The organism is Photobacterium sp. OFAV2-7, assembly GCF_022347985.1.
Lineage (GTDB): Bacteria > Pseudomonadota > Gammaproteobacteria > Enterobacterales > Vibrionaceae > Photobacterium.
Window position 1 is genome coordinate 44,284 of the sequence record NZ_JAKRFQ010000004.1, and the last position, 12,934, is coordinate 57,217.

Annotated in this window: 12 protein-coding genes and 1 riboswitch; of the genes, 6 read left to right on the forward strand and 6 right to left on the reverse strand. The window is 51.4% G+C overall.

Going from position 1 to position 12,934, the window contains the following annotated elements; translation table 11 throughout:
* Window positions 1-215: 215 nt before the first annotated feature.
* The gene (gene glyS / locus MHN01_RS01170) at window positions 216-2,288 is read right to left on the reverse strand and encodes a glycine--tRNA ligase subunit beta (RefSeq protein WP_239409660.1); all 2,073 of its coding nucleotides are present in this window, start codon (window positions 2,286-2,288) and stop codon (window positions 216-218) included.
* A 9-nt stretch (window positions 2,289-2,297) separates the two neighbouring features.
* Window positions 2,298-3,209: a glycine--tRNA ligase subunit alpha gene (gene glyQ, locus MHN01_RS01175; RefSeq protein ID WP_239409661.1), complete on the reverse strand. Its 912-nt coding sequence runs from the start codon at window positions 3,207-3,209 to the stop codon at window positions 2,298-2,300.
* A gap of 301 nt (window positions 3,210-3,510) precedes the next feature.
* Between glyQ and MHN01_RS01180 the strand changes: the two genes are divergently transcribed.
* From MHN01_RS01180 to MHN01_RS01190, 3 genes are all read left to right on the forward strand, one after another.
* Window positions 3,511-4,200, forward strand: a complete 690-nt coding sequence (locus MHN01_RS01180; protein WP_239409662.1) for an OmpA family protein — start codon at window positions 3,511-3,513, stop codon at window positions 4,198-4,200.
* Between the two features lie 112 nt (window positions 4,201-4,312).
* Window positions 4,313-4,413, forward strand: a riboswitch (yybP-ykoY riboswitch).
* Between the two features lie 94 nt (window positions 4,414-4,507).
* Entirely contained in the window at window positions 4,508-5,065 is a 558-nt protein-coding gene (locus tag MHN01_RS01185) for a TMEM165/GDT1 family protein (protein WP_239409663.1), read from the forward strand.
* A gap of 154 nt (window positions 5,066-5,219) precedes the next feature.
* Entirely contained in the window at window positions 5,220-5,471 is a 252-nt protein-coding gene (locus tag MHN01_RS01190) for a hypothetical protein (protein ID WP_075762039.1), read from the forward strand.
* Between the two features lie 65 nt (window positions 5,472-5,536).
* On the opposite strand, the gene tusA is transcribed toward MHN01_RS01190, so the two are convergent.
* Window positions 5,537-5,785 (reverse strand): sulfurtransferase TusA, encoded by a 249-nt coding sequence (tusA, locus tag MHN01_RS01195; protein WP_075762040.1) that lies wholly within the window; start codon window positions 5,783-5,785, stop codon window positions 5,537-5,539.
* Window positions 5,786-5,924: 139 nt separating this feature from the next.
* Here tusA and MHN01_RS01200 point away from each other — a divergent pair, with 139 nt between their 5' ends.
* Window positions 5,925-6,107 carry a hypothetical protein gene (locus MHN01_RS01200; RefSeq protein ID WP_075762041.1) on the forward strand — a complete coding sequence of 61 codons (183 nt, stop codon included), beginning with the start codon at window positions 5,925-5,927 and terminating at the stop codon, window positions 6,105-6,107.
* A gap of 125 nt (window positions 6,108-6,232) precedes the next feature.
* Window positions 6,233-7,174, forward strand: a complete 942-nt coding sequence (locus MHN01_RS01205; protein ID WP_239409664.1) for a LysR family transcriptional regulator — start codon at window positions 6,233-6,235, stop codon at window positions 7,172-7,174.
* A gap of 102 nt (window positions 7,175-7,276) precedes the next feature.
* Here MHN01_RS01205 and MHN01_RS01210 read toward each other — a convergent pair whose 3' ends face one another.
* The 3 genes from MHN01_RS01210 to fadB form a co-directional block, all read right to left on the reverse strand.
* Entirely contained in the window at window positions 7,277-8,257 is a 981-nt protein-coding gene (locus MHN01_RS01210; RefSeq protein WP_239409665.1) for an MDR family oxidoreductase, read from the reverse strand.
* A gap of 184 nt (window positions 8,258-8,441) precedes the next feature.
* Window positions 8,442-9,608 (reverse strand): acetyl-CoA C-acyltransferase FadA, encoded by a 1,167-nt coding sequence (fadA, locus tag MHN01_RS01215; RefSeq protein WP_239409666.1) that lies wholly within the window; start codon window positions 9,606-9,608, stop codon window positions 8,442-8,444.
* A gap of 26 nt (window positions 9,609-9,634) precedes the next feature.
* Entirely contained in the window at window positions 9,635-11,797 is a 2,163-nt protein-coding gene (gene fadB, locus MHN01_RS01220) for a fatty acid oxidation complex subunit alpha FadB (RefSeq protein WP_239409667.1), read from the reverse strand.
* Window positions 11,798-12,229: 432 nt separating this feature from the next.
* On the opposite strand from fadB, the gene MHN01_RS01225 reads away from it, so the two are divergent.
* Window positions 12,230-12,853 (forward strand): YigZ family protein, encoded by a 624-nt coding sequence (locus tag MHN01_RS01225; protein ID WP_239409668.1) that lies wholly within the window; start codon window positions 12,230-12,232, stop codon window positions 12,851-12,853.
* Window positions 12,854-12,934: the final 81 nt, after the last annotated feature.

Consider the following 12,934-nt stretch of genomic DNA (forward strand, 5'->3'; position numbering starts at 1 on the left):
ACATACCTCATTGTGCTGATAAGGGAAAGACTAAGCCAATTGCTTTATGTCTTATGGGCTAGCTTTAGTGTCGTAGAACGAATAGGTGAGGGCTAGTGCCGTTCGGACGGTGTTTCACGTGAAACGAAATGGGCCGGTAATCACAAAGCAGGGGCGAATAACAGGTATAAAAAAACCCCACGCATGTGCATGGGGTTTGCGTATTTCGAACCAGGTTATTTCTGCAGAAGAGAAATATCCGCAACCTTCAGGAATTCGTTACGCAGCAGGCTTAGCATAGTCAGACGGTTCACTTTCAGCTTCTCGTCATCTGCCATTACCATTACGTTATCGAAGAAGGCATCGACGGCTTCACGCAGCGTTGCCAGCTCAGATAGAGCTTGCTGGTAGTTGCCTTCGGCAAAGACTGGCGCAAGCGCTGTTAGCTTGGCCTCGACTTTTTCCGCCAGTGCTTTTTCGGCGTCTTCAACCAACAGGCTGCTATCAATCGCGGCTGGTAGTTCACCATCGAATTTCGCCAGGATATTACCTACACGCTTGTTGGCGGCTGCCAGTGACTCGGCAGCTTCCAGTGAACGGAAGTGGGTAACCGCTTTGACACGCTTGTCGAAGTCAGATGGTTGAGTAGGGCGACGAGCCAGAACGGCCTGAATCGCATCCACACTATGGCCTTCATCTTGGTACCATGCACGGAAACGACCTAGCATGAAGTCGATAACATCAGCTTCAACGTTGTGGTTGGTGATCTTGGCACCGAACAGCTCTTTGGCCTTGGTGATCAGCGCTACCAGATCAAGGTTGTAGCCTTTCTCTACCATGATGCGTAGTGCACCAAGCGCAGCACGGCGAAGTGCGAACGGGTCGTTGGCACCTTTCGGGTGCTGACCGATACCGAAGATACCAACCAGAGTATCCATCTTGTCTGCAAGGGCTACTGCAGCAGCAACAGCAGACTGCGGAAGTTCGTCACCGGCGAAACGAGGCATGTACTGCTCGTTCAGCGCCACTGCAACATCTTCATGCTCACCGTCAAGGCGCGCATAGTGCATGCCCATCACACCCTGCGTATCGGTAAACTCGAATACCATAGAGGTCATCAGATCGCACTTGGACAGCAGGCCAGCGCGTTCTGCGTGCTCGACATCGGCACCAATCAGGTTGGCGATGAAGCCGGCCATGGCCGTGATGCGATCCGTCTTGTCGCGTAGGGTACCCAGCTGTTTCTGGAACAGTACGGTTTCTAATTCTGGCAGGCGTTCAATCAGCGGACGCTTGCGGTCAGTGTTGAAGAAGAACTCGGCATCTGCCAGGCGAGGGCGTACAACCTTCTCGTTACCTTCGATGATCTGACGTGGGTCTTTCGACTCAATGTTAGAAACAAAGATAAATTTAGGAACCAGCTTGCCTTCGGCATCATAGACTGGGAAATACTTCTGATCACCTTTCATGGTGTAAACCAGGGCTTCAGAAGGAACGTTGAGGAAGTCTTCCTCGAAAGAGGCTGTCAGTACAACCGGCCACTCGACCAACGAAGTCACTTCTTCAACCAGCTCGTCTTCAAGGTCGGCAATTCCGCCAACTTCCTCTGCTGCTTTCTTGGCATCGGCGAGGATAATGGCTTTACGCGCTTCGTAATCTGCCATGACCTTTCCGCGCTCTTCGAGAATCGCAGGGTACTGATCGGCGTTGTCGATGGTAAACTCAGCTTCGCCCATAAAGCGGTGACCGCGGATAACACGGCCTGACTGTGCACCCAGGATCGTACCTTCAATCAGCTCTTCGCCCAGTAGCATTGTCAGGGTTTTAACCGGACGGATGAACTGGGTATCGCTGTCCCCCCAGCGCATTGGCTTAGGGATAGGTAGTTTGGCAAGTGCCGCAGCCGCAAGGTCACATAGTAATGCCTGAGCTGGCTGGCCTTTGACTTCCTGCTTGTACAGCAGCCATTCGCCTTTGTCTGTTTTCAGGCGTTCTGCCTGATCAACGCTGATGCCATTACCACGTGCCCAGCCTTGTGCCGCTTTGGTCGGGTTGCCTTCGGCATCAAACGCAGAGGTAATAGCCGGGCCTCGTTTCTCAACGATTTTATCGGCCTGACCTGCAGCCAGTGCCGTCACTTTCAATGCCAGACGGCGAGGGGCGGCAAACCACTCAACGCCTTGATGCGCCAGATCGGCGCCTTTTAGTTCTGCTTCAAAGTTTGCCGCAAATGCTTCGGCAAGGGTACGCAGTGCTTTTGGTGGTAGCTCTTCGGTACCTAGCTCAATAAGGAAATTCTTGTCGGTCATGCGATACCCTTATTTGTCTTTTTTGCACATAGGGAAGCCAAGGGCTTCGCGAGATGCGTAGTAAGCTTCGGCAACCTGTTTGGTCAGGTTACGGATACGCAGGATATAGCGCTGACGCTCGGTCACCGAGATGGCTTTGCGTGCATCGAGTAGGTTAAAGGCATGACCTGCTTTCAGAATTCGCTCGTAGGCAGGCAATGGCAGCGGCTGCTCCAGTGCCAGTAGATCCTGACACTCTTTCTCGCACTGGTCGAAGAAGGTGAATAGGAAATCTACGTCTGCGTGTTCAAAGTTGTAGGTTGACTGTTCGACTTCGTTCTGGTGGAAAATGTCACCGTAAGTGACTTTACCCAGTGGACCATCGGTCCATACAAGATCGTAAACAGAATCGACGCCCTGGATATACATTGCCAGACGCTCGATACCGTAAGTGATCTCACCGGTAACCGGCTTGCATTCAAGGCCACCAACCTGCTGGAAGTAAGTGAACTGGGTCACTTCCATACCGTTAAGCCAAACTTCCCAACCAAGTCCCCAGGCACCCAGGGTTGGGTTTTCCCAGTTATCCTCGACAAAACGGATGTCGTGAACTTTGGTGTCGATACCGAGTACTTCAAGTGAGCCTAGGTACAGTTCCTGGATATTGTCTGGTGATGGTTTGATGATCACCTGGAACTGATAGTAGTGCTGAAGGCGGTTCGGGTTTTCACCGTAACGGCCGTCTGTCGGGCGGCGAGATGGTTGTACATACGCTGCTGCAATAGGTTCTGGACCCAGAGCTCGTAGACATGTCATTGGGTGAGAGGTACCTGCACCAACTTCCATGTCTAAAGGTTGCACAATGGTACAACCTTGCTGGCCCCAGTAATCCTGCAGCGCGAGGATCATGCCCTGAAAGGTTTTAATATCGTATTTCTGCATTGTCAGCTTCGCGAGATTAGTGGATTAAAAAGTCATTTGAGTAACAATCCAGTATACCTTGCATGGCATTTGCCGAGTAGGGCCATTGCATGCTTTTTGCTCATCTTTGATTAATTTGCTTAAAATAGTTGGGAAATCCGGTAAGGTCGTTGCGGGATGATGAATTTGACATTGTTCTGATGTACTGGTTTTTTCTCTCTATACAATATTCAGGCTCCTGTCTGTGCCGTATGCTATACAGTTACAGTTTATGGCCGATACAATCACATCGATACGAAATCGAGAATAAATGGACAAAACAATGGACTTCAATTTTTCGCTAGCATCCGGTAAATGGATGCGACATGTAATTTTTGCCACTGCGACAGCTATGGTTGCTTCCGGTTGTTCGACAGTGAATCCTTACACAGGGGAAGAGCAGACAGCCAAGGCGACGAGTGGTGCACTGATTGGTGCCGTTGCCGGTGCGGCAATTGGTGTGGCCTCTTCCGGTAAGAGTGATCGTGGGAAAGGGGCCCTGATTGGTGCCGCGTCCGGTGCCGCACTGGGTGGTGGCATTGGTTACTATATGGATGTTCAGGAAGCCGAGCTTCGTCAGCAGCTGCAATCTACCGGTATCAGCGTGACGCGTGACGGTGACAACATTGTTCTGAATATGCCGAACGAGATTACATTCGGTGTCGATCAGACTGACCTCAGCGCCCGGGCCAAGAAAGCCCTATATAATGTAGCGCTGGTTGCCAAGGAATATGATCAGACCATTCTTAACGTATACGGGTTCACCGACAGCAGCGGTAAAGAGTCGTATAACTTGCGCCTGTCGCAGGTACGCGCCAGTGAAGTGAGCAATTACCTGATCCGTGAGGGTGTTGTGGCTAACCGAGTGGTGACCAAGGGGATGGGTGAGTCCCACCCGATTGCGTCTAACAGCACCAAGCAAGGCCGTGCAGAAAACCGCCGTGTTGAAATTGTGCTGACACCGGCATCGTAGTTTCGCCTACCTCTATGTTGCTGGCGCATACTCGCCAGCAGCATCCTTGTTCTTCCCGCACTTCTTCCGACAACACTTGATCCGACCTATTTTAGTGGTTATTATTCCCGCTCCTTTGGGGAGTAGCCTCTCGATCTATCGAGATAATCGTCAACATAATTGAAGCAAAATCTTCATGGCGGTTATGACTCACACTAATCCTACTAGTGAGTTTGGCGAGACCATTGGCAAACCAGCATGAACCGGGGTGGGGCATGTGCGTTTGTCTGTGGTTGCTAACTATAATCCTCGCCCCAATGAGCATGCCGTGAGTGTTTTAGCTGTTTCAATTACTACTGTTGCCCTGGCCGAAATTGGTGATAAAACCCAATTATTATCGCTGTTGCTGGCGAGCCGATATCGCAAACCTTTACCTATCATCTTGGCGATTTTTCTGGCAACCATTGCCAATCATGCCCTGGCAGCATGGCTCGGTGTCGTTGTGGCTGATTATCTGACACCGGATGTGCTGAAGTGGGTACTGGTTGTCAGTTTTGTCATGATGGCAGGCTGGATCCTGATCCCCGACAAGCTTGAAGATGACGAAGAGATCTCTAACCGTGGCCCGTTCGTGGCAAGCTTTATTGCTTTCTTTGTGGCGGAGATTGGCGACAAAACGCAGGTCGCGACAACTATGCTTGGGGCAAAGTATCATGATGCGCTAATCATGGTGGTGCTGGGCACGACAGTCGGGATGCTACTGGCCAATGTGCCTGTGGTATTGATTGGCAAACTGTCGGCGGAGCGTATGCCGCTGGGGATCATCCGAAAAGTGACCGCTGCGATGTTCGCCGGTCTGGCCGTTGCTGCGGTATTCGGACTATAAATAATTAATACGATGTTTCACATGGAACATTTAGCCAGATCATCTAGATGACAAAGCGATGACAGCTTGATGAACTGTGACTTTGTTTACAGTGTGCAACTGGATGCCATGCTAAGGTGAAACCAGTGACGATATGCTGTAAGTAGGAGGGAGTATGAACCGTTTTGTTGCTATTTCTCCGCAAAGCCAGTTTTGGCTGTTTAACGTGGCGTTGGCTCTCAATATTCTGGGAATGGTTCTCACGGATATGTGGCTGCCAATGGTGGTCGGTGCCATTGTGACTACCTACTTGTCTGTCGATGCCTTGGTTCGTCTGCGTTATGTGATCCCGATGAAAAAGGAGATCCGGGAGTTACGACACGAGTTAGAAAAAGCGCACAAGGCAATGCGTGATAACTACCAGTAGGCTGCTGCTCGACAGCAGACAGCGATAAATGAATAAGCAAAAGGCAGCTCAGTGAGCTGCCTTTTTTAATTGGTGCCTTTTTGGATCAGATACCGATAGGGAAGCTGCTCGGTATCGGCGGCCAGCAGGGTATGGTCCATAAAGCGGCAAAAGCTGGGAATATCCCGGGTGGTTGACGGATCATCGGCCGTGACCAGAAGCGTGTCTCCCTCAGCCATCTTGCGGACGGTTTTTCGTACCATCATTACCGGCTCAGGGCAGCGCAGTCCCTGGGCTTCCAGGCTGTGAGTCGGGTTTTCAAAAATCGCTGTCATAACATGTACGTGTAGTTTCGAAGACTCTGATCATACTTATGAGTAAGAATTAATCAATAAGGCTTGGCAAATCAAAATAAAACGTGTAACGTATTTAACAAGTCATTAACGTTTATCTTCTGAAGGATTAGGAGGAACTATGTTGACTCAGATGGATCGCTTAACCATTTACTGCGTGCTGTGCTTTATTACCTTTTGCTCTCTGGTTCTGCGCAGCCCTGACAATACAAGTATTTTCGCGCTTGGTGGTTTAATTGCCGCCGCGCTCGGTCTCTGGTTTGAACTCACCAACTCGCCAGAGCTCGAAGAGGAAGAACACTAACATTGCACATCTACTACACTCCCCCAGTTTTCTTGGGCTTCCCCGCTTTTATAGCGGGATTTTTTTTGTCTGTCGTTCCATAATATCTCTCCCTATAGCGTGATTACCTAATAATAAGGCCTGTTATGGAGCTGGAAGAAGTCTATCGCCGTGATTTAAATTTACTGGTGGCACTGAAAGTGCTGCTGGAAGAAGGCAGTGTCAGCCGGGCGGCGGTAAGGTTGAACCTAAGCCAGTCTGCAATGAGCCGGGTGCTGGGACGTTTGCGGGAGTTGCTGGGCGATCCGCTTTTTACCCGCCAGGGGCAGCGCCTATTGCCAACCCAGAGAGCGCTGGAGCTCAATGACTCGCTAAATGAGCCTTTGGAGGCGATGCGCATTCTGCTCACGCCGAGTGACTTCAAGCCAGCGCAGTGCGAACAGCACTTTGTTATCGCAACGACTGACTATGCTATGCAGACGATTTTGCCGTTTGCCTTGCCGCGTATATACGAAGAAGCGCCGAATATTTCATTGGAGTTTCCACCGCTGCAGCATGATCACTTGTTGGAGCAGCTAACAACGGACGGCTGTGACATGGCAATCTGCCGCCCAATAGGTCCAATCGAACCCTTATGCCGCGACCACCTGGGGCTGGTGAGTGTGTTTTGCATGCTGTCAAAGAACCATCCCTTGGCTGACAAGGAGCTCACGTTAGAGGACTACCTGAATTTCCCCCATGCCATCATTGCAATCAGTGACGGGGTGAAATCCTTGATTGATGAAGCGCTACGCGGGTATCGTCAGCGAAAGATGGTACTGCGGGCTTATCACCTCGAAGCCGCTCTGGCCATTGTCGACAAGATGCCGCTGCTCATTACCGTACCGGCAGACTTGGCGTACCTGGTGGCAGAAAAGCACAACTTGGTGATCAAGTCGTTGCCGTTTGAGTTTAAACCGTTTGACTATTCACTGATTTGGCACCCCCGCTGTGAACACTCGGCGTCTCAGATTTGGTTGCGCAACCTGCTTAAGGAGGAGTGCGGCAAACTGATCGACAAACGGATTTACGATATGGGGTTGTTATAGTTCGAGTTGCTTTCCGGGTGGAATGAAAGTGGTACAAAAAAGGCCAGCATCATGCTGGCCAAGATTAGGTAGTCATTTGCTTCTTTTATTATGGTCTTGAGCTTATAGCTTAATTACGACACGACCGGTGATCTGGCCGTTGGTAATAGCTTCTGCACATTCCGCGACGTCTTCAAGGTTCACTTCACGACATGCCTGCTCGTAGTAGCTTGCAGGAAGCAGCTCCGTCAGGCGTTGCCATGCTTGCTGACGTTTTTCAAACGGACAGGCAACAGAGTCTACACCTTGTAGCCTGACATTACGCAGGATGAAAGGCATAACCGTGGTCGGCAGATCAAAGCCACCGGCCAGCCCGCAAGCGGCCACGGCGCTGTTGTAGTCCATTTGTGCCAATACTTTTGCCAATACTTTGCTGCCGACGGTATCTACGGCACCTGCCCATACCTGTTTTTCCAAAGGACGTGCTGGCTCTTCGAGTACGCTGCGCTCGATAACACGTGCTGCACCAAGCTGTTTTAGCAGTTCGCCATTTTCTTCAATACGGCCTGTGACTGCCGCGACTTGGTAACCCAATTGTGCCAGAAGCGTGACGGCAACAGAGCCAACACCACCGCTTGCACCGGTTACCAGAATTTCTCCCGCTTCTGGTTTTACGCCTGCATCAACCAGAGCCTGGACACAAAGCATGGCAGTCAGGCCAGCGGTACCGACCATCATGGCTTGCTTGCCATTAAGGCCGGATGGTAGCGGGACCAGCCAGTCGGCTTTTAGGCGCGCTTTTTCTGCCATGCCGCCCCAGTGGCCTTCGCCAACGCCCCAGCCAGTCAAAACCACTTTATCGCCTGCCTGATAGCGGCTGTCGCTTGATTCAGACACGGTACCGGTCAGATCAATACCTGGAACCATTGGAAACTGGCGGACAATTTTGCCTTTACCTGTGATGGCCAAGCCATCTTTGTAGTTCAGGGAAGAGTAATCGACATCAATGAGCACATCACCTTCCGGGAGTTGTGATTCGTCGACTTGCTGGATGCCAGCGATAGTTTTTTTCTCTTCTTGGTTTAGAACCAGTGCCTTAAACATAGGTATGCTCCGAGTTTATAAAAGGGGCGTTGCTGGATTACGAGTGTAGTCTGGTTATTGTTATGAATAAAATGAAACTTAGTCATTTAATCTATGTTTGTTGTGCATTCACTTGTGAGGGCAGTTCAGAGGTGTGGCTGAAAGAATAAAGAGCCCGCAGGAGCGGGCTCTGGTTGCGTGGTGGTTACTCGACACGCTCAAAGACAGTCGCAATACCCTGACCGAGGCCGATACACATGGTCGCCAGGCCAAACTGCACATCCTGATGTTCCATCAGGTTGATTAACGTGGTGGAAATACGAGAACCAGAGCAGCCTAACGGGTGCCCGAGAGCGATAGCCCCGCCGTTAAGGTTGACCTTTTCGTCGACTTTGTCCAGAAGACCGAGGTCTTTGGCACATGGCAGGGACTGGGCGGCAAAGGCTTCGTTAAGTTCAACCATCCCGATATCGCCCATGGTCAACCCGGCACGCTTGAGTGCTTTCTGGGTCGCCGGTACCGGGCCGTACCCCATGATGGACGGATCGCAACCGGCGATGGCCATCGATTTCACCCGTGCACGGATCGTCAGGCCGAGTGCCTTGGCTTTTTCCTCGCTCATCACCAGCATGGCGGAGGCACCGTCAGACAGGGCTGACGAGGTACCGGCAGTGACCGTACCGTTGGCTGGGTCAAAGACTGGGCGAAGGCCAGCCAGTGTCTCAACTGTTGTTTCCGGGCGGATGACCTCATCGTAGTCAAACAGCTTCAGTGCGCCAGTTTCGTCATGTCCCTCGGTGGCCAGGATCTCATTCTTGAAGCGGCCTTCCACGGTTGCTGCCTGGGCACGCTGGTGGGAGCGGGCGGCAAACTCATCTTGCATCTCTCGACTGATGCCATGCATCCGGCCCAGCATTTCAGCGGTCAGCCCCATCATGCCAGCCGCCTTGGCGACTGATTTTGATAGTCCCGGATGGAAATCGACCCCATGGTTCATCGGCACATGACCCATATGTTCGACGCCACCAATCAGACAGGTATCTGCATCACCTACCATGATAGTGCGTGCGGCATCGTGCAAGGCCTGCATTGATGAGCCACATAGGCGGTTGACCGTGGTTGCCCCCACGGTGTGCGGGATGCCTGCCAACAGAGCCGCATTACGGGCGACGTTAAAACCCTGCTCAAGGGTTTGCTGAACACAGCCCCAGTAGATATCCTCAATCGATGCCGGATCGACCTGCGGGTTACGGGCCAGCAGACCTTGCATCAGGTGGGCGGAGAGATCTTCCGCCCTGACATTTCTGAACGCACCGCCTTTAGATCGCCCCATCGGGGTACGGATACAATCAACAATTACGACATTATTCATTTTCTGTTCCTCATCCTTAAGCCGTCTTAAGCATCGTGCTGTGCGTTGTAGTAGGTCTCGCCCTGGTTGGCTTTCTGGCGTAGTCCTTCCGGTACCTGATAAACCGCACCGAGGTGGGCATATTGATCTGCCATTGCCACATATTCAGCCAGACCAAGCGTATCTAGGTAACGGAAAACACCGCCGCGGAATGGTGGGAAGCCCAGGCCATATACCAATGCCATATCGGCTTCTGCCGGGCTGGCAATGATGTCTTCTTCCAGGCAGCGGACGACTTCGTTAATCATCGGAATCATGATGCGGGCGATGACTTCTTCGCTGCTGTACTCGGTGGCTTTACCGACGACAGGTGCCAGCAGTTCGGCAACCTCAGGATCCAGGGTCTTCTTCGGCTTGCCCTTGCGGTCAACCGAGTAGGCAAAGAAACCCTTGCCGTTTTTCTGGCCGAAGCGCTTGGCTTCGAACATGACATCGACGGCATCTTTGTAGTCTTTGCCCATGCGCTCAGGGAAGCCTTCTGCCATGACAGCCTGGGCATGGTGGGCGGTATCAATACCGACAACATCCAGCAGGTAGGCAGGCCCCATTGGCCAGCCGAATTGTCTCTCCATGATCTTGTCGACCTTGGTGAAATCGGCACCGTCGCGCAGCAGCATGCTAAAGCCGGCAAAGTATGGGAAAAGAACACGGTTGACGAAAAAGCCCGGGCAGTCATTGACGACGATAGGTGATTTGCCCATTTTGGCAGCGTAGGCAACCACGCGGGAAATGGTTTCTTCCGATGTCTTTTCGCCTCGGATGATTTCGACCAGCGGCATACGGTGCACAGGGTTAAAGAAGTGCATACCGCAGAAGTTTTCCGGGCGCTTGAGCGACTTGGCCAGCTGGTTGATTGGGATAGTGGAGGTATTCGACGTGATGATTGTCTCATCATTCACTTTGTCTTCGACCTCAGCCAGCACGGCTGCTTTGATTTTCGGGTTCTCAACGACCGCTTCGACGATAACGTCGCTGTCTTCGATACCGGTATAGTGCAGGCTTGGCTGAATAGCCGATAGCACCTTGGCCATTTTCAGGCCGTCGATGCGGCCGCGTTCCAGTTGCTTGTTAAGCAGCTTGGCGGCTTCTGACATCCCGAGCTCCAATGACGGCTCGGCAATATCTTTCATCATAACTGGGACCCCTTTCAGGGCTGACTGGTAGGCGATCCCACCGCCCATGATCCCGGCCCCCAGAACGGCACCTTTGCTGGTGGCTTTTCCTTCCTTGGCCGCTTGCTTGGCTTTCCCTTTGATCAGCTGATCATTGAGGAAGATACCGACCAGTGCCTGGGCAACATCGGTTTTGGCCAGTTTGATAAAGTGTTTGTTCTCGATAGCAAGTGCTTCGTCTCTCGATAGCCGGGCAGCTTCTTCGATTGTAATAACCGAAGTAATCGGCGCAGGGTAGTGTGGGCCGGCAACCTGGCTAACCATTCCCTTGGCCATGGTAAAGCTCATGGTCGCTTCAACTTTATTGAGCGGCAGAGGGGCTTTCTTCTGGGCTCGACGCTGTTGCCAGTCAAGCTTGCCGGCAATGGCATCCTTCATCATGGCAACCGCTGCATTTTTTAATTCTTCCGGGGCAACAACGGCATCAACCAGGCCCAGTTTTAGTGCGTCCTGGGCTTTTTTGTCTTTGCCGGCGGTGATGATTTCCATTGCCGAGTCGGCACCGATAAGGCGGGGAAGGCGAACCGTGCCGCCAAAGCCGGGCATAATACCCAGCTTGGTTTCAGGCAAACCGATGCGGGCAGTGTTGTCTGCGAGACGGAAATCGGTGGCGAGAACACATTCACAGCCACCGCCCAGGGCGTGGCCGTTAATGGCGGAAAGCGTAGGTACGGGTAGATCTTCTAATTTATTGAAGATGTCGTTGGCATGGGCAAGCCATTGTGACAGCTCTTCGGCAGGTTTGGCGAATAGGCCAAGAAACTCTTTAATATCAGCACCGACAACAAATGCATCTTTATCCGATGTCAGCACCAGGCCTTTGAGGTCGCTTTGCTGATAAAGGGCATTCAGGGCTTCATTGAAGCTTTCCAGGGTTTTCAAATCAAACTTGTTGATTGGGCCTGGGGCGTTGAGGTTGAGCTCCGCAATGCCATCATCCAGATAGCTGACGGATAGGGTTTCACCTTGGTAAATCATGTTCTATCTCCGTGAATTCCGGTTCTTTGCCGAATTTGATTTAACTGGTTTGACCTGTTGCCAGGTTAAATCTAGTCTGAACCTGTTATGCAACGATTACAACACCTATTTTAAACAAATGTTTAACTTTTTGCTGCGTGTTGATTGATGTTTTTACCAGTTATGTGATGTTTTCCTATATCAAACAATTGTTTGTGGTTTTGGGGTGTGTGGTGGGGTAGAAAAGGTTTTTGTTGCGATTTTGTTGTCTTTGACCGAGGTTTGAACTTAGCCGAAAGGGAAAGTGTGGCACCTGCTGGTTAGTTTGCTTGTGAGCACATCGCAGGTGGCTGATAGCACTGAAATCGTAACAGGTTATAGATAACAACTCGTTATCGCGACTGTTGTGGTATCCTTCGCTCTTATTTTCCTGATTTTGTTTGTGGCTTTTTGATGACAGCAACAGAACCCTATTTTGTGCCAGCAGATGAGGCCTGCTTTGAAGAAGAGATAAAAAAGAGTCGCTTCATTACATACCTAGCCCATACGCCGAATGTCGAGGCGGCGAAAGCATTTGTTCAGCATATAAAGAGCAAGCACAGTGATGCTCGCCATAACTGCTGGGCTTTTGTTGCTGGTCGCCCTTCAGATTCGATGAAGTGGGGCTTTAGTGATGACGGTGAACCATCCGGTACTGCCGGCAAACCAATCCTGGCGCAGTTGACGGGATCGGGAATAGGTGAGATCACAGCAGTGGTCACTCGCTACTCTGGCGGTATCAAGCTAGGTACCGGTGGGCTGGTGAAAGCCTACGGAGGAGGGGTTCAGCAGGCATTAACTGTGTTGCAAACCAAAGAAAAAGTAATAACTTCGGAACTTAGACTGCGCTGTGAGTATAATCAGGTGTCACTAGTCGAGTCGTTGCTTGCCGAATATGCAGGGATTCAGCTTCATGCTGATTATGGAAACCAGGTTCAAATGACCGTGGAGATTGACAGCCGAGTGGTGGATGAGTTTGTGGCCAAGCTCACCAACCGCAGTGGTGGTCGTATTGTCCCGCTTTCTGATTCCAATTAATCGCACGAATAATCATAACTACAGGATGAGAGCCGGCTAAGGCATGCAATTTCGTTCCATCATCAGAATTGTCGGGCAGAT

Bases quoted from the DNA above. Each gene is read 5' to 3' on its own strand.
- glyS (WP_239409660.1), bottom strand. From the start codon at position 2,288: ATGACCGACAAGAATTTCCTTATTGAGCTAGGTACCGAAGAGCTACCA.
- glyQ (WP_239409661.1), bottom strand. From the start codon at position 3,209: ATGCAGAAATACGATATTAAAACCTTTCAGGGCATGATCCTCGCGCTG.
- MHN01_RS01180 (WP_239409662.1), top strand. From the start codon at position 3,511: ATGGACTTCAATTTTTCGCTAGCATCCGGTAAATGGATGCGACATGTA.
- MHN01_RS01190 (WP_075762039.1), top strand. From the start codon at position 5,220: ATGAACCGTTTTGTTGCTATTTCTCCGCAAAGCCAGTTTTGGCTGTTT.
- tusA (WP_075762040.1), bottom strand. From the start codon at position 5,785: ATGACAGCGATTTTTGAAAACCCGACTCACAGCCTGGAAGCCCAGGGA.
- MHN01_RS01200 (WP_075762041.1), top strand. From the start codon at position 5,925: ATGTTGACTCAGATGGATCGCTTAACCATTTACTGCGTGCTGTGCTTT.
- MHN01_RS01205 (WP_239409664.1), top strand. From the start codon at position 6,233: ATGGAGCTGGAAGAAGTCTATCGCCGTGATTTAAATTTACTGGTGGCA.
- MHN01_RS01210 (WP_239409665.1), bottom strand. From the start codon at position 8,257: ATGTTTAAGGCACTGGTTCTAAACCAAGAAGAGAAAAAAACTATCGCT.
- fadA (WP_239409666.1), bottom strand. From the start codon at position 9,608: ATGAATAATGTCGTAATTGTTGATTGTATCCGTACCCCGATGGGGCGA.
- fadB (WP_239409667.1), bottom strand. From the start codon at position 11,797: ATGATTTACCAAGGTGAAACCCTATCCGTCAGCTATCTGGATGATGGC.
- MHN01_RS01225 (WP_239409668.1), top strand. From the start codon at position 12,230: ATGACAGCAACAGAACCCTATTTTGTGCCAGCAGATGAGGCCTGCTTT.